The 13,385-nt window shown below is 63.3% G+C and carries 15 protein-coding genes and 1 pseudogene; 6 read left to right on the top strand and 10 right to left on the bottom strand.

What is annotated here, in order from left to right; all coding sequences use genetic code 11:
• Nucleotides 1-2 precede the first annotated feature (2 nt).
• Nucleotides 3-1,979 carry a threonine--tRNA ligase gene (gene thrS / locus AC56QQ_RS16870; protein ID WP_489861785.1) on the bottom strand — a complete coding sequence of 659 codons (1,977 nt, stop codon included), beginning with the start codon at nucleotides 1,977-1,979 and terminating at the stop codon, nucleotides 3-5.
• Between the two features lie 205 nt (nucleotides 1,980-2,184).
• Here thrS and AC56QQ_RS16865 point away from each other — a divergent pair, with 205 nt between their 5' ends.
• Nucleotides 2,185-3,039 carry an SAM-dependent methyltransferase gene (locus AC56QQ_RS16865; RefSeq protein WP_497128760.1) on the top strand — a complete coding sequence of 285 codons (855 nt, stop codon included), beginning with the start codon at nucleotides 2,185-2,187 and terminating at the stop codon, nucleotides 3,037-3,039.
• On the opposite strand, the pseudogene AC56QQ_RS16860 reads toward AC56QQ_RS16865, so the two are convergent.
• A pseudogene (locus AC56QQ_RS16860) lies at nucleotides 3,015-3,188 on the bottom strand (class D beta-lactamase); the annotation flags it as partial. The gene AC56QQ_RS16865 and the pseudogene AC56QQ_RS16860 overlap by 25 nt on opposite strands.
• A 148-nt stretch (nucleotides 3,189-3,336) precedes the next feature.
• A complete protein-coding gene (yidD, locus tag AC56QQ_RS16855) occupies nucleotides 3,337-3,711 on the bottom strand; it encodes a membrane protein insertion efficiency factor YidD (protein WP_497128758.1) in 375 nt (124 codons plus the stop codon).
• A 174-nt stretch (nucleotides 3,712-3,885) separates the two neighbouring features.
• On the opposite strand from yidD, the gene AC56QQ_RS16850 reads away from it, so the two are divergent.
• Together AC56QQ_RS16850 and AC56QQ_RS16845 are read left to right on the top strand one after the other, a co-directional pair.
• Nucleotides 3,886-4,020, top strand: coding sequence for a hypothetical protein (locus tag AC56QQ_RS16850; RefSeq protein WP_497128756.1), 135 nt, complete (start codon nucleotides 3,886-3,888; stop codon nucleotides 4,018-4,020).
• A gap of 31 nt (nucleotides 4,021-4,051) precedes the next feature.
• Nucleotides 4,052-4,975 carry a LysR substrate-binding domain-containing protein gene (locus AC56QQ_RS16845; protein WP_497128754.1) on the top strand — a complete coding sequence of 308 codons (924 nt, stop codon included), beginning with the start codon at nucleotides 4,052-4,054 and terminating at the stop codon, nucleotides 4,973-4,975.
• On the opposite strand, the gene AC56QQ_RS16840 is transcribed toward AC56QQ_RS16845, so the two are convergent.
• Nucleotides 4,972-5,418 (bottom strand): iron-sulfur cluster assembly scaffold protein, encoded by a 447-nt coding sequence (locus AC56QQ_RS16840; protein WP_489861789.1) that lies wholly within the window; start codon nucleotides 5,416-5,418, stop codon nucleotides 4,972-4,974. The two genes, AC56QQ_RS16845 and AC56QQ_RS16840, sit on opposite strands and share 4 nt — an antisense overlap.
• A 241-nt stretch (nucleotides 5,419-5,659) precedes the next feature.
• Between AC56QQ_RS16840 and folE the strand changes: the two genes are divergently transcribed.
• From folE to AC56QQ_RS16825, 3 genes are all read left to right on the top strand, one after another.
• Nucleotides 5,660-6,295: a GTP cyclohydrolase I FolE gene (gene folE, locus AC56QQ_RS16835; RefSeq protein ID WP_091575232.1), complete on the top strand. Its 636-nt coding sequence runs from the start codon at nucleotides 5,660-5,662 to the stop codon at nucleotides 6,293-6,295.
• A gap of 91 nt (nucleotides 6,296-6,386) precedes the next feature.
• The gene (gene hisI, locus AC56QQ_RS16830; protein WP_497129037.1) at nucleotides 6,387-6,845 is read left to right on the top strand and encodes a phosphoribosyl-AMP cyclohydrolase; all 459 of its coding nucleotides are present in this window, start codon (nucleotides 6,387-6,389) and stop codon (nucleotides 6,843-6,845) included.
• 84 nt (nucleotides 6,846-6,929) lie between these two features.
• Entirely contained in the window at nucleotides 6,930-7,901 is a 972-nt protein-coding gene (locus AC56QQ_RS16825; RefSeq protein ID WP_497128751.1) for a patatin family protein, read from the top strand.
• A gap of 6 nt (nucleotides 7,902-7,907) precedes the next feature.
• On the opposite strand, the gene recJ is transcribed toward AC56QQ_RS16825, so the two are convergent.
• From recJ to AC56QQ_RS16795, 6 genes are all read right to left on the bottom strand, one after another.
• Nucleotides 7,908-9,692 (bottom strand): single-stranded-DNA-specific exonuclease RecJ, encoded by a 1,785-nt coding sequence (recJ, locus tag AC56QQ_RS16820; protein WP_497128749.1) that lies wholly within the window; start codon nucleotides 9,690-9,692, stop codon nucleotides 7,908-7,910.
• A gap of 81 nt (nucleotides 9,693-9,773) precedes the next feature.
• A complete protein-coding gene (locus AC56QQ_RS16815) occupies nucleotides 9,774-9,998 on the bottom strand; it encodes a DUF6434 domain-containing protein (RefSeq protein ID WP_489861793.1) in 225 nt (74 codons plus the stop codon).
• Nucleotides 9,999-10,070: 72 nt separating this feature from the next.
• Nucleotides 10,071-11,054 (bottom strand): class II fructose-bisphosphatase, encoded by a 984-nt coding sequence (gene glpX / locus AC56QQ_RS16810; RefSeq protein ID WP_497128747.1) that lies wholly within the window; start codon nucleotides 11,052-11,054, stop codon nucleotides 10,071-10,073.
• 258 nt (nucleotides 11,055-11,312) lie between these two features.
• Nucleotides 11,313-11,480, bottom strand: a complete 168-nt coding sequence (locus AC56QQ_RS16805) for a Thivi_2564 family membrane protein (protein WP_081293949.1) — start codon at nucleotides 11,478-11,480, stop codon at nucleotides 11,313-11,315.
• A 71-nt stretch (nucleotides 11,481-11,551) separates the two neighbouring features.
• Nucleotides 11,552-11,908 (bottom strand): hypothetical protein, encoded by a 357-nt coding sequence (locus AC56QQ_RS16800; RefSeq protein ID WP_489861795.1) that lies wholly within the window; start codon nucleotides 11,906-11,908, stop codon nucleotides 11,552-11,554.
• A gap of 134 nt (nucleotides 11,909-12,042) precedes the next feature.
• A complete protein-coding gene (locus AC56QQ_RS16795) occupies nucleotides 12,043-13,356 on the bottom strand; it encodes a homoserine dehydrogenase (RefSeq protein ID WP_497128745.1) in 1,314 nt (437 codons plus the stop codon).
• Between the last annotated feature and the right edge of the window lie 29 nt (nucleotides 13,357-13,385).

Below are 13,385 nucleotides of genomic sequence, written 5' to 3'. Positions count from 1 at the left end.
GATCAGGCAGCGCGTTTGCGCCGGCGGTCGGGGGTGATCGCTTCTTCGGTCAATTGTGCGATCGCTTGGGAAAGACCAAGCGATTCCTGGTCGCGCGATCCCAGCCGGCGCATGTTGACCGTCTGCTCCTCCGCCTCGCGCTTGCCGCAGACGAGGATGACCGGAACCTTAGCCAGCGAGTGTTCGCGGACCTTGTAGTTGATCTTCTCGTTACGCAGATCGGCTTCGGCCAGCAGCCCGGCGGCCTTTAGTTTTGCCACCACCTCGGTCGCGTAGTCGTCGGCGTCCGACGTGATCGTCGCCACCACCACCTGCAGCGGCGCGAACCACAGCGGGAAGTGACCGGAATAGTTCTCGATCAGGATACCGAGGAAGCGTTCCATCGAACCGCAGATGGCGCGATGTACCATCACCGGCTGCTTCTTCTCGGAATCAGAGCCGATGTAGAAAGCGCCAAAGCGCTCCGGCAGGTTGAAGTCGACCTGCGTCGTGCCGCACTGCCATTCGCGGCCGATGGCGTCCTTCAGCACATATTCGAATTTCGGTCCGTAGAAGGCGCCCTCGCCCGGATTGATCGAGGTCTTGATCCGATTGCCGGACCTCGTCCTGATCGTCTCCAGCACGCTGCCCATGATCGCTTCGGCGTGGTCCCACGCCTCATCGGTGCCGACGCGCTTGTCCGGTCGCGTCGACAGCTTGACGCTGATTTCGTCAAAGCCGAAATCGGCATAGGTCGACAGGATCAGGTCGTTGATGCGCAGGCACTCCGACGCCAGCTGCTCCTCGGTGCAGAAGATATGCGCATCGTCCTGCGTGAAGCCGCGCACGCGCATCAGCCCGTGCAGCGCGCCCGACGGCTCATAGCGATGCACATTGCCGAATTCGGCAAGTTTTACGGGCAGATCGCGGTAAGACTTCAACCCATGCTTGAAAATCTGCACATGACCCGGACAGTTCATCGGCTTGAGCGCGAAGACGCGGTCATCGTCGGTATCGTCGCCGGCGACGGTCACCTTGAACATGGCGTCGCGATACCAGCCCCAGTGGCCTGATGTTTCCCACAGGCTCTTGTCCAGCACCTGCGGCGCGTTGACCTCCTGATAGCCCTGCTCGTCGAGGCGGCGGCGCATGTAGTTGACCAGGTTCTGGAACATCCTCCAGCCCTTGGCGTGCCAGAAGACGACGCCCGGCCCCTCTTCCTGGAAATGAAACAGGTCCATTTCGCGGCCGAGCTTCCGGTGGTCGCGCTTCTCGGCCTCCTCCAGCATCGTCTGGTAGGCGTCGAGTTGCGCCTGGTCAGCCCAGGCCGTGCCGTAGATGCGCGTCAGCATCGGGTTGTTCGAATCGCCACGCCAATAGGCACCGGCCACCTTCATCAGCTTGAAGGCGTTGCCGATCTGCCCGGTCGAGGCCATGTGCGGGCCACGGCAGAGGTCGAACCAGTCGCCCTGGGCATAGATCTTGAGATCCTGATCCTCGGCAATGGCGTCGATCAGTTCGAGCTTGTAGCGCTCGCCCTTGTCGGCGAAGACCTTCTTCGCCTTGTCACGCGACCAGACTTCCTTGGTGAACGGCTTGTTGCGCGCGATGATCTCGCGCATCTTCTTCTCTATCACCGGGAAATCGTCTGGCGTGAACGGCTCGTTGCGGGCGAAGTCATAATAGAACCCGTTCTCGATCACCGGCCCGATGGTCACCTGCGTTCCCGGCCACAGCTCCTGCACGGCTTCCGCCAGCACGTGGGCGGTGTCGTGGCGGATCAGCTCAAGCGCGCGCGCATCGTCGCGGGTGATGATCTCGACCTTGCCGGACTTGCCGAGCGGGTCGGAGAGGTCGCGCACCGTGCCGTCGATGCTGTAGGCGACGGCCTTCTTGGCCAGCGACTTCGAGATCGATTCGGCAAGACCAGCACCGGTCATCGCCGCGTCGTAATCGCGGACGGAGCCATCGGGAAATGTCAGGGAAACGGAATTCAGCATTTGTATCTCCTATCCAGTCCCGCAAACGAGCGCGGGTGGTCGTGGGAAAAGCCGGAGGCGTCCGGCAGCGGGCGAGGTTTTAGAGGCAGCGTTGCGTCAGGTAAAGAGCGGCAATTGGCGCAGTCGTCAGGAAATGTCACCACGGATGTCGCAGACCAGTCGCAGAGGCTTGCGAAAATGCACGACATAAACTGGAATCACCAGCATGGAAGACGCAACACCCAGCCGAACCGCCCTTGGCGTCGCACGCATGAGGGCCCTGCATCAGTTTTCGCCGCAGGCAGGGCTGTTTCGCGATCCCTACGCGATCGCGATTCTGGGTGAAGCGGCTCCCGCGGCACAGGAGCTTGAGGAGGAAGACGAATGCCGCCGGCGCATGCGCCTGTTCGTGACCGCGCGCGCCCGGTTCGCCGAGGACTGGCTGGCGGTGGCGGTGCGTCGCGGCATCCGGCAGCTCGTCGTGCTTGGCGCTGGCCTTGATACGTTTTCGCTGCGCAATCCGTATGCGGGTCTCAGCGTGTTCGAAGTCGACCACCGGGCCACGCAAGCCTGGAAACGCAAATGCATTGCCGATAGCGGTCTTGCCGAGCCACCCGCCACCAGATTCGTGCCAGTCGACTTCGAGCGGCAAAGCCTGTCCGCAGAATCGGCCGCGGCCGGCTTGCAGTCGACCGAACCGAGCTTCTTCATCTGGCTGGGCGTCGTCCCCTATTTGACGAAGGAAGCGATCTTCAACACGCTGTCCTGGATAGCCGGTGTTCGTGGCTCGGAGGTGGTGTTCGACTATAGCGAACCGGCTGAGAGCCGCGACGCTGCGGGAAAGGCTGCTCTCGCTTTCCATGCGGCGCGCGTCGCGTCTGTCGGGGAGCCATGGATCAGCTTCTTTGTTCCGGACGAGCTGGCGAAATCCCTAACTGACCTAGGCTTCGACGAAATCGAAGATCTCGAGAGTAGCGATATCGCCGCCCGCTTTTCCAAGGCACCGAAGGGAGCGGCGAACAACGCTGGTGGTCACATCATCCGTGCACGCCGAAGCCGATCGCAGGTCCCGTCCTGGTAGAGCGTCTTGCCGCTTGCAGCATCGGCGGTCAGCGTGCACCGCACCTGCCCAAGCGGCGCCGATTGCGCGCGCATCGGAAATCCCAGCAGCCAGGCGAGCAGGAACAGGATGCCGGCAAGGATGAAGGGAAGTCGGTCGACGTTGCGCATGTGATGCTCGCTCCAGCAGGGGTTCGCGAGCGGCTTAGCGAGGTCTCTTGTCTCGATTTTGTCTCAAATGCGCAGTCTTTGTGCAGGTTGTCGTTAACCCTACCAGATGGTTAAATCGTGCGCCCCCGCGCGGCCTTGATCGGCGCGATCAGCCTGGCGGATCGCCACGCTTTCTTCCGATCCGCCAGTATCGCCAGGGCATGAACCAGACGAAACGATCCGCGAGCGCCTCCGGCACAAGGTCGATGCCATGCGTGCCGAATGGCCCGCAGCGAAGCACCCGGAAAAACCCCATCCAGCCGCCGGCCCACAGGCCATGGCGGGCGATTGCTTCATGCGCGTACTCGGAACAGGTCGGCAGATGCCGGCAGGAATTGCCGATAAAGCCCGACAGCGTCAGCTGGTAAAGGCGCACAAGCGATGTGCCAAGGAGACGCCCCGGCGTCTTGCGCCATGGCCCTGGCCAGTTGCGCCCGCGCCTCGGCCGTCCGGCGATATGCGCATGCCCATGTTGGTCGCGCACCGCATTCTCCGTATCGCGTTTCCCAACGGATAGATGTGGACTTCGGCCGGAGAACGCAATCCCCGTCCACCCGTTGCCGTGTCGTCCGCTTCAGGGTCTCGAACGACGATAGGGATGTCGCCCGGCCGAAGGCGCCCAGCGGCCAGGACTGGCCGGCTCCTCACGGCGCTTCGCATGCTGCTGTTCGTCACGCCATTGAAACGTTGCGACCCGCATGACATCGCCAAGGATGCTCAGGAACTGGATCATGACCGTGTCTCCTTTGACGCGATTAGACCGCCACTGGCTCTCGCCTTCAAACGAGTATAATTTCCACTACGGATAATCTGAGGTTATGCGAATGAAGCGCGGTCGATTGCCGCTGACGGCATTGAGGAGCTTCGAGGCGGCCGGCCGGCATCTGAGCTTCAGCAGGGCGGCCGAGGAGCTTTTTGTCTCGCAGGCGGCGATCAGCCGGCAGATCCGCGAGCTCGAAATCTTCCTGCGCCAGCCCCTGTTCGAACGTCACCACCGCCGCGTCGAACTGACCGATGCGGGCCGGCGTCTGCTCGCCCAATTGGTCCGGAGTTTTGACGACATCGACAGACTGCTTTCGGAATTGGTCGCGGTCCCGGCGCAGTCAGTGGTTCGCGTCAGCGTCGAACCCTCACTTGCATCCGTGTGGCTCGTGCCACGGCTCAATCGATTTCGCGAATTGCGACCCGATATCGACGTTTCCCTCGAAGTCGATCCAAGGCTGATCGAGTTCCGTGGCGATCAGCCCGAACTGGCCTTGCGCTTCAGCGCGCATGCCGCCTCGTGGCCGCACAGCGAGGCCGAGCGACTTGCCTCGACAGTCGATTCACCGGTTCTGTCGCCGGCGCTGCTCGCCTCGGGTCCTGCCCTCGAGAAGCCGATCGACCTTGGTCGCTACACGCTTTTGCACGAGGAAAACCGGCAGGGCTGGGCGCGCTGGTTCGAAGCAGCCGGTGTTCCCGCCGATGCCGTGCCCGCGCGCGGTCCCATGCTGGCGGATGCGTCACTTTCAAAGCAGGCCGCCCTGCTCGGGCACGGCGTGGCGCTGGGCGATCTCTTGCAGATCGGCGAGGAAATCGCATCCGGCGCCTTGATCAAGCCGTTCGACATCGACGTCGCTTCCGGCTCCTATTGGCTGGTGGCGAGAAATTTGAAGGATCTGTCGGAACCGGCCGCGGCTTTCGCCGACTGGGTCCGCGGCGAATTTGCCGAAAGCAGGCGCGCGCGGAATTTAGGGGATCCGGCCTAGGCTGCTTCTTCGGCGCGCTTCTTCTCGATCTGGCCGATCGCGTCGACCACGGCGTCGAAGGTCAACATGGTCGAGGCATGGCGCGCCTTGTAGTCGCGCACCGGCTCCAGATACTTCAGGTCGGCGAAGCGGCCGTCAGGCGGGGCGCCATTTTCCTTCAGCATCTTCAGCATGGTGTCGCGCACCGCGCGCAATTCTTCGGCGCTCGCGCCGACGACATGCTGCGCCATGATCGAGGATGACGCCTGACCGAGCGCGCAGGCCTTCACGTCATGGGCGAAGTCGGTGACCACGCCATCCGCCATCTTGAGGTCGACGGTGACGGTCGAACCGCACAGCTTGGAGTGCGCCTTCGCGGTCGCGTCGGGATGGTCGAGCCGGCCGATGCGCGCGATGTTTCCAGCAAAACCGAGAATTTTCGCATTGTAGACGTCGTTGATCATTATTTTCCAATCCGTCGCCGCCCAGCGAACAGCGATTGCCGCTGCCGTGTCTTCCTTTCGCTCGTCATGACCATATATAATGCTGGCAGTCCGGTATCGACAAGGCAGCGAAAGCCAGCGTCCTTGCCGGAAAGTTCACGCCGCTTACGGGGCTGGAAACGGGGCGAGTTTCCGACACCGAAAGGTCGTGGTCCGTTCAACTCGTTCCTCCTTGAGAGAGGAACTACGGGAGACGCCTTTTATGGATGCCGTCATCAAGAAACTCATGCCCCAGTCCGCCTATATGGAAAAGCCGGTCACCGACCGACCGAGCGAAGCCGAGGTCGAGGCTGCCGTGCGCACGCTTTTGCGCTGGACCGGCGACAATCCGGACCGTGAGGGGCTCGTCGACACGCCGAAACGCGTGGCCAAGGCCTATCGCGAAATGTTTGGCGGCTATGACATGTGCCCGGCCGAGGAACTCGGCCGCACCTTCGAGGAGGTCGCCGGCTACGACGACCTGGTCATCGTCAAGGACATAAGTTTCCATTCGCATTGCGAGCACCACATGGTGCCGATCATCGGCAAGGCGCATGTCGGCTATCTGCCGGACGGCAAGGTCGTTGGCCTGTCCAAGATCGCGCGCGTCGTCGATATCTTCGCCCATCGCCTGCAGACGCAGGAAGCGCTGACCGCGCAGATCGCTGGCGTCATCCAGGATGTGCTCAATCCCCGTGGCGTCGCCGTCATGATCGAGGCCGAGCACATGTGCATGGCCATGCGCGGCATCCGCAAGCAGGGTTCCACCACCCTCACCTCGACCTTCACCGGCGTCTTCAAGGACACTCCCGATGAGCAGGTTCGGTTCGTCACAATGGTGCGCGGCGGCGGAGTCTGATCGGTCCCGCCGGCTTCGCCAGACCATGATCCCGAAAAGTGGAGACCGGTTTTCGGAAAAGATCATGGTCAAACAAGAAAATGAACCGGCGATGTCGGCACTGGAATTTCCGAAAGCCCCATCAGACAAGAAAGCGCTGGAGGAAGGCACTGTCCTCTCGCCGCGCTTTGATGCCGCCGGCCTCGTCACGGTGGTCGTCACCGATGCCGAAGATGGCATGCTGTTGATGGTGGCGCACATGAATGCGCAGGCGCTGGGGCTGACGCTGGAAACCGGCATCGCCCACTACTGGTCGCGCTCGCGCAACGCACTTTGGAAGAAGGGCGAAACCTCGGGCAATTTCCAGCATGTCGTCGAGATGCGCACCGACTGCGATCAGGATGCATTGTGGCTGCGCGTCAAAGTGTTGGGCCACGACGCAACCTGTCACACCGGTCGGCGTTCATGCTTTTATCGGACGGTGGGGCTGATCGAAGGCAGGGCGACGCTTGCCGGCGACGGCAGCAAGCCGCTGTTCGATGCGGAAAACACGTATCGGAAGCCTTTGTGAACCATTCAATATTCACAAACCACTCATATTCACTATTCTCAAACGGACTTCCTGTAGAAAGGGAGTGGGACAAGGGAGATTATGGTGCTCGAGTGGGCGTCATTGCGTAGCAGACCAGACGTTCGGGAAGCCAACGGCCTCTCTTCGTCGGGCGGCGCGTCCGAACCAAAACCTGCAAAGAAAACAGGCATTTCGCTCGCCTTGGGTGGCGGTTGTGCCAGGGGCTGGGCCCATATCGGCGTGCTGCGCGCGCTCGATGAAGCCGGTATCGAGCTCTCGATGATCGCCGGCACTTCGATCGGCGCGCTGGTCGGCGGCTGTTACCTCGCCGGCAAACTGGATGAGCTGGAAGACTTCGCCCGCAGCCTGACCAGGCGGCGCATTTTCGGCCTACTCGACCTCAATCTGCGCGGCAGCGGCCTGTTCGGCGGCATGAAGCTGGACGCCCGCCTGCGTGAACATGTGGCCGGTGTTCGTTTCGAGGATCTGCCCAAGCCCTTCGTCGCAGTGACGTCCGAGATCCGCACCGGCCATGAAATCTGGCTGTCGAGCGGCTCGCTGATCACCGCCATGCGCGCTTCCTATGCGCTGCCTGGCGTGTTCGAGCCGGTGAACTGCAACGGCCGCGTGCTGGTCGACGGCGCACTGGTCAACCCGGTTCCGGTTTCGGTCTGCCGCGCCTACGAGCAGCCGCTCGTTGTTGCGGTCAACCTTCACTACGATCTGTTCGGCCGCGCCGCCGTCATCAAGCACAGCGCCGGCGAGCTGGTCATCGAAAAGGATGCGCCGAGGCCCGGCCAGGTCGACACGGAACGCCAGTCCCGCGAGACACGGCTCGGCATTACCGGCGTCATGGTCGAAGCCTTCAACATCATCCAGGACCGCATTTCGCGCGCCAGGCTTGCCGGCGATCCGCCTGACATGTCGCTGCAGCCGAAGCTCAGCCATATCGGCCTGACCGAATTCCATCGCGCCGACGAGGCGATCCGCCTCGGCTATGAGGCAACTATGGCGCAGATCGGCGAACTGACGCGGCTGCAGACCGTTCTCGCCTGATCAACCCTACGCTCGGGCCGCGTCGACAATGCGAAATTGCACCGTGCGGTTGCCATTCCAGTAATTGCCTGACAGCGAGCCGGCGACATGCACCGTCTTGCCTCGGTTCTTGAACAGGAATTCGCCAAGTGCCGTATCGACGGCACGGAAGGCGATCGCCTGGATACGGCCGCCACTTTCCGACTGCAAGTCGACGCGAATGTGGTTGGTGCCGACCGGCCTGGCGTCGGCCAGCCGATGACGCGGCAGCACAAAGACGGGTGCCGCATGCCCGGCACCGAATGGTCCCGCCTTCTCGAGCGCGTCGAGCAGACCAACCGTTGCGCCTTCGGCGGCCAGCGCGCCATCGATCGCCAGGCGTTCCTCGCCCTGCAGCCGGAACACATCGGCCGCCGCCCGCTCTTCGAAAAACGCCCTGAGCTCGCCAAGTCGCGAGCGCTCCACCGTGATGCCGGCCGCCATGCCATGGCCGCCGCCCTTGACGATCAACCCGGCATCGGCGGCCTCTCGCACCAATCGGCCGAGGTCGAAACCCGATACCGATCGGCCCGACCCGGTGCCGACGCCGTTGGCATTGAAGGCGATGGCGAAGGCAGGCCGCCGCGCGTGATCCTTCAGCCGTGAAGCGAGCAGGCCGACAATGCCTGGATGCCAGCTGTTGCTGGCGGTGACGACGATCGCCGGGCCATTGCCTCCGGCAAGCTCGGCATCGGCCTCGGCACGCGCCGCCGCCAGCATCTCCTGCTCCATCAGCTGCCGTTCCTGATTGAGCCGGTCGAGCGTCTCGGCGATGGTGCGGGCCTCGACCGGATCGTCTGTGGCAAGCAGGCGACTGCCAAGTGCCGCGTCGCCAATGCGCCCGCCGGCATTGATGCGCGGACCGATGAGATAGGCCAGGTGGAAGGTGCTGATCGGCTCGCCGATACGCGAAACCCGGGCGAGTGCCGCCAGCCCTTCGTTTTTTTGCTGGCGCGCCATTTGCAGCCCCTTGACCACGAAGGCGCGGTTGACGCCGATGAGCGGCACCACGTCGCAGACGGTCGCAAGTGCCACCAGATCGAGCAGCGAAAGCAGGTCCGGCGGCTCAGCGTCGGCCATAAGGCCACGCAGGATCTTCGCCGTCTGCACGAGGGCCAGGAAGACGACGCCGGCGGCGCACAGATGGCCCTGTCCGGAGAGGTCGTCGTCGCGGTTGGGATTGACGACAGCGATTGCCGCCGGCAACGGACCGCCAACCTGATGGTGATCGAGCACGACGACATCGGCGCCCGCCGCATTGGCGGCATCGATGGAAGCGGCGCTGTTGGTGCCGCAATCGACAGTGACGATCAGTGTCGCGCCGCGCGAAACGAGTTCGCGCATGGCGTCCGGATTGGGACCATAACCCTCGAAAATGCGATCCGGGATGTAGATTTCCGACGGCACCGAGAAATGCGCGAGAAAACGCTTCAGCAAGGCCGACGAGGCGGCGCCGTCGACGTCATAGTCGCCGAAGATCGCCACCTTCTCCCTGGCTATCACCGCGGCGGCGAGGCGGGCCGCCGCCCTGTCCATGTCCGTCAGCGATGCCGGATCCGGCAGCAGGTCGCGGATCGTCGGATCGAGAAAACGCTCGGTCTGCTCGGCGGTGACGCCGCGGCCGGCAAGCACGCGCGCGACAATGTCGGGCACGCCATGGCCTTGCGCGATGGCAAGCGCAACCATGTCCTGCCGCTCGGTCAGCCGGTGCTCCCAGGAGATGCCGGTAGCCGACTGCCTGACGTCGAGGAAGAGTCGCCGTTCGCCGGTCATGCGGTTTGCCAACTCATGTGTGGCCGCAGGATAGGCCAAAGGCAGGCAAAGCCAAGCGGTTCGCGGTGATGGGAGACCTCACTACGCTTTCCGCTTTTCAGCCTGGCGCCGAAGCCATTCGTCGGCGGCATCCCCCATTGTCTTTTGAACACCGTCCTTGAGCCAGGCCATGAAAGGTCGATCGAACCTGAACCCATTGCCGCATTCGCGGGTGAAAAAGCGGCGCACGTTCTGGGTGTTGCGATAGGATTTGGTGATGGCCGTGGCACGCGAGATCGGGTCGGCGTGCCAGTCGAACGATTTCATCGCCAGGTCCTTACAGCCAGCATCGGATGCAACCAGATGGCTAACGACTGCGACGTGGCTTCGCAAGCCGGTCTAGAACTTATCCAGATCCTGGTGCCGGGCCTTGATCTCGCGCACGGTCCGCGAGGACGAGCGCAACACGATCGTGTGGGTGGTGATGTAGGTGCGGCCGAACTTGACCCCCGCCAGCATGTTGCCGTCGGTGACACCAGTGGCCGCGAACAGCACGTCGCCGCGCGCCATGTCTTGCGCACGATAGACCCGCTTCGGATCGGAAATACCCATTTTCGCGGCGCGCGCGATCCTCTCAGGCGTATCGAGGATCAGCCGGCCCTGCATCTGGCCACCGGTGCACCGCAGCGCCGCCGCGGCCAGCACCCCTTCTGGCGCGCCGCCGGTGCCGAGATAGATGTCGATGCCGGTTTCCTCGGGATCGGTGGTGTGGATGACGCCGGCGACATCGCCGTCGCCGATCAGCCGGATCGCGGCGCCCGTGGCGCGCACGGCGTCGATCAGCTTGGCATGGCGTGGCCGGTCGAGGATGCAGGCGGTGATGTCCGACACCGCGACGCCCTTGGCCCGGGCGAGGCTTGCGATGTTCTCGGCCGGCGAGGCATCGATGTCGATGACGCCATCGGCATAGCCGGGTCCGATGGCGATCTTGTCCATGTAGACGTCGGGCGCGAACAGCAGACTGCCCTTCTCGGCGATCGCGATGACGGCGAGCGCGTTGGGCAGGTTCTTGGCGCAGATCGTCGTGCCCTCGAGCGGGTCGAGCGCGATGTCGACGGCGGGACCTTTGCCGGAGCCGACTGCCTCGCCGATGTAGAGCATCGGCGCCTCGTCCCGCTCGCCCTCGCCGATCACCACCGTGCCCTTGATGGCAAGCCGGTTGAGCTCCTGGCGCATGGCGTCCACGGCGGCCTGGTCGGCCGCCTTCTCGTCGCCGCGACCGCGCAACCTCGCGGCGGCGACAGCGGCCCGTTCGGTGACGCGCACCAGCTCCATGGGGAGTATCCGGTCAAGTCCGGCGACGATGTTCTGGGCCACATTCATTTCGGCAAATCCTCGCTTGCACGCCGCCTCCCGCCGGAGGCGCGTCTCTTTTGTCAAACGAGCATGACAACGGCAAGACCTGCCGAGAGTTTTATCGAATAACCAGCAATATCAATCGATTAAACACATTTTTGAAATGCGGCCGGCCCGGTCGAGAAGAACCGGGCCGGACTGAAAAAGTGAAAATCATGATGGGTTGCCGGTCGGCTGCCTGATCCCATCACAGCCAGCCGCGACGCATTGGCGCGCTTCGCTCGCCTAGAAGACCGCGAGATATTTGAGCAGCGAAATGATGCCAATGATGATGACGATGATCTGGACGATCTGCCTCATCCTGGCGTCGAGCGGCAGACGCTGAACCAGATAGAGAACGAGAATGATCACGAGGAACGTGATCAGGATGCCTATCAACATCGATGAAGCCATAATGCCCTCCTGGAAATGATTTGCCGAAAACGAGGAAATGAGCCGGCAAAGCCCGCTCTATCGGGACGCCATCAATACCAGCGGCGCGGCGTGTCGTTCATCGACTGGCCAATCGCGAGCCCGGCCAGAAAGCCGAGCAGGCCGATCACACCGACCACGGCGGTCGTCGTGCCGGGATTCTCGCGCGCGACTTCCGACACTGCCTGGGCCTGAGTGCGCAGCTGCTGCGCGGTTCGCGACGCGCGGCTGGCCGCCGTCTCGTAGAAATCGGAAGCCTGCTCGCTGGCGTCATCCAGCATTTCCGCTCCGCGCGCCGCAATGCTCTTGTTGATCTTGGTGATCTCCTTGCGCAGTTCGGCGATCTGCTTTTCCAGCGCCTTCTGGATGTCGTCGATATGGGGGGTGTCGGACTTGTTGGTATCGGCCATGAAGCGGTTCCTTTGGTTGCTGACCAAGAGAACGGCTCCGAGGCGAATTCGTTCCGGGAGATCGCGGCTGTTTGCCATCGCACCGAGGTGCAATACCGGCGCGATTCCTGCCCGTGCTGCGACCCGGCTGGATGCTACCCTGCCCGCTCGATGCGGATGACCTGCGGCTTGTCGGTCAGGTGACCATCCTTGGTGATGCCGTCGACGGCCCTGCGCACGGCGGCCTCGGTCGTCTCGTGCGTCACGAGGATCACCGTCTTCTGCGCCGCCGCCTCCTCGCTGACCGCGTGCTGGACGATCGATTCCAGCGAGATGTCGTTGTCGGCCATGCGCTTGGCGATCGCCGCGAACACGCCGATGCGGTCGTGCACGGTCAACCGGATGAAGTAGCCGCCGGCATGGCTGCGCATCTGCGCTTTCTTGTAGGGTTTCAGTTCCTTCGCCGGCCGGCCGAAGACCGGGCCATGCTGGAAGCCGGGCCGGCTCTTGGCGATGTCGGCGATGTCGCCGATGACGGCCGAGGCTGTGGCGTTTCCGCCGGCGCCGGGGCCGGAGAGCAGCAGTTCGCCCAGTATGTCGGTCTCGATCGCCACCGCATTGGTGACGCCATGCACCTGCGCGATGACCGAGGCCGTTGGCACCATGGTCGGGTGCACGCGCTGCTCGATGCCGCTTTCGGTACGCTGCGCGACGCCAAGCAGCTTGATGCGGTAGCCGAGATCGCCGGCCGCGCGGATATCCGCCTGGGTGATGTTGGAAATGCCTTCCATATAGATGTCGTTGGCGGCGATCCTCGTGCCGAAGGCAAGGCTGGTCAGGATCGACAGCTTGTGCGCGGTGTCGTGGCCCTCGATGTCGAAGGTCGGGTCGGCCTCGGCATAGCCCAGCCGTTGCGCGTCCTTCAGGCAAGCATCGAACGAGATGCCCTCGGCCTCCATGCGGGTGAGGATATAGTTGCAGGTGCCGTTGAGAATGCCGAACACGCGGGTGACCGAATTGCCGGCCATCGCCTCGCGCATCGTCTTGATGACCGGAATACCGCCCGCCACCGCCGCCTCGTAGTTGAGCAGCACGCCGCGCTTCTCGGCGATCTCAGCCAGCGCAACACCATGCTTGGCGAGCAGCGCCTTGTTGGCGGTGACGACATGATGGCCGGCTTCGAGCGCCGCCTTCACCGCGGCGCGCGCCGGCCCCTCGTCGCCGCCGATCAGTTCGACGAAAACATCGATATCGGCGGCCTGCGCCATCTTGACCGGATCGTCGAACCATTTCGCCGAACCGAGATCAACGCCGCGATCCCGTTTCTTGTCGCGCGCCGAGACCGCGGTGACGATGATATCGCGCCCGCACTGCCGGGTCAGTTCCGCCGCCTTGTCGCGCAGCACACGCGCCACTGAAGCGCCAACCGTGCCAAGACCGGCAATTCCAACACGCAGTGCTTCAGCCATAGCCGGCGACGTCCTTCAGGTCAGATCGA

The sequence above is a fragment of the Mesorhizobium sp. RCAM 05099 genome, from assembly GCF_059683685.1.
The sequence above is the reverse complement of the archived record's forward strand: the minus strand, read 5'-3'. Positions and strand labels throughout refer to the sequence as shown.

Bases quoted from the DNA above. Each gene is read 5' to 3' on its own strand.
- AC56QQ_RS16815 (WP_489861793.1), bottom strand. From the start codon at position 9,998: ATGAAATCGTTCGACTGGCACGCCGACCCGATCTCGCGTGCCACGGCC.
- hisI (WP_497129037.1), top strand. From the start codon at position 6,387: ATGTCGGCACTGGAATTTCCGAAAGCCCCATCAGACAAGAAAGCGCTG.
- AC56QQ_RS16800 (WP_489861795.1), bottom strand. From the start codon at position 11,908: ATGGCCGATACCAACAAGTCCGACACCCCCCATATCGACGACATCCAG.
- recJ (WP_497128749.1), bottom strand. From the start codon at position 9,692: ATGACCGGCGAACGGCGACTCTTCCTCGACGTCAGGCAGTCGGCTACC.
- AC56QQ_RS16845 (WP_497128754.1), top strand. From the start codon at position 4,052: ATGAAGCGCGGTCGATTGCCGCTGACGGCATTGAGGAGCTTCGAGGCG.
- AC56QQ_RS16865 (WP_497128760.1), top strand. From the start codon at position 2,185: ATGGAAGACGCAACACCCAGCCGAACCGCCCTTGGCGTCGCACGCATG.
- glpX (WP_497128747.1), bottom strand. From the start codon at position 11,054: ATGAATGTGGCCCAGAACATCGTCGCCGGACTTGACCGGATACTCCCC.
- thrS (WP_489861785.1), bottom strand. From the start codon at position 1,979: ATGCTGAATTCCGTTTCCCTGACATTTCCCGATGGCTCCGTCCGCGAT.
- AC56QQ_RS16850 (WP_497128756.1), top strand. From the start codon at position 3,886: ATGCTGCTGTTCGTCACGCCATTGAAACGTTGCGACCCGCATGACATC.
- AC56QQ_RS16795 (WP_497128745.1), bottom strand. From the start codon at position 13,356: ATGGCTGAAGCACTGCGTGTTGGAATTGCCGGTCTTGGCACGGTTGGC.
- AC56QQ_RS16805 (WP_081293949.1), bottom strand. From the start codon at position 11,480: ATGGCTTCATCGATGTTGATAGGCATCCTGATCACGTTCCTCGTGATC.
- AC56QQ_RS16840 (WP_489861789.1), bottom strand. From the start codon at position 5,418: ATGATCAACGACGTCTACAATGCGAAAATTCTCGGTTTTGCTGGAAAC.
- folE (WP_091575232.1), top strand. From the start codon at position 5,660: ATGGATGCCGTCATCAAGAAACTCATGCCCCAGTCCGCCTATATGGAA.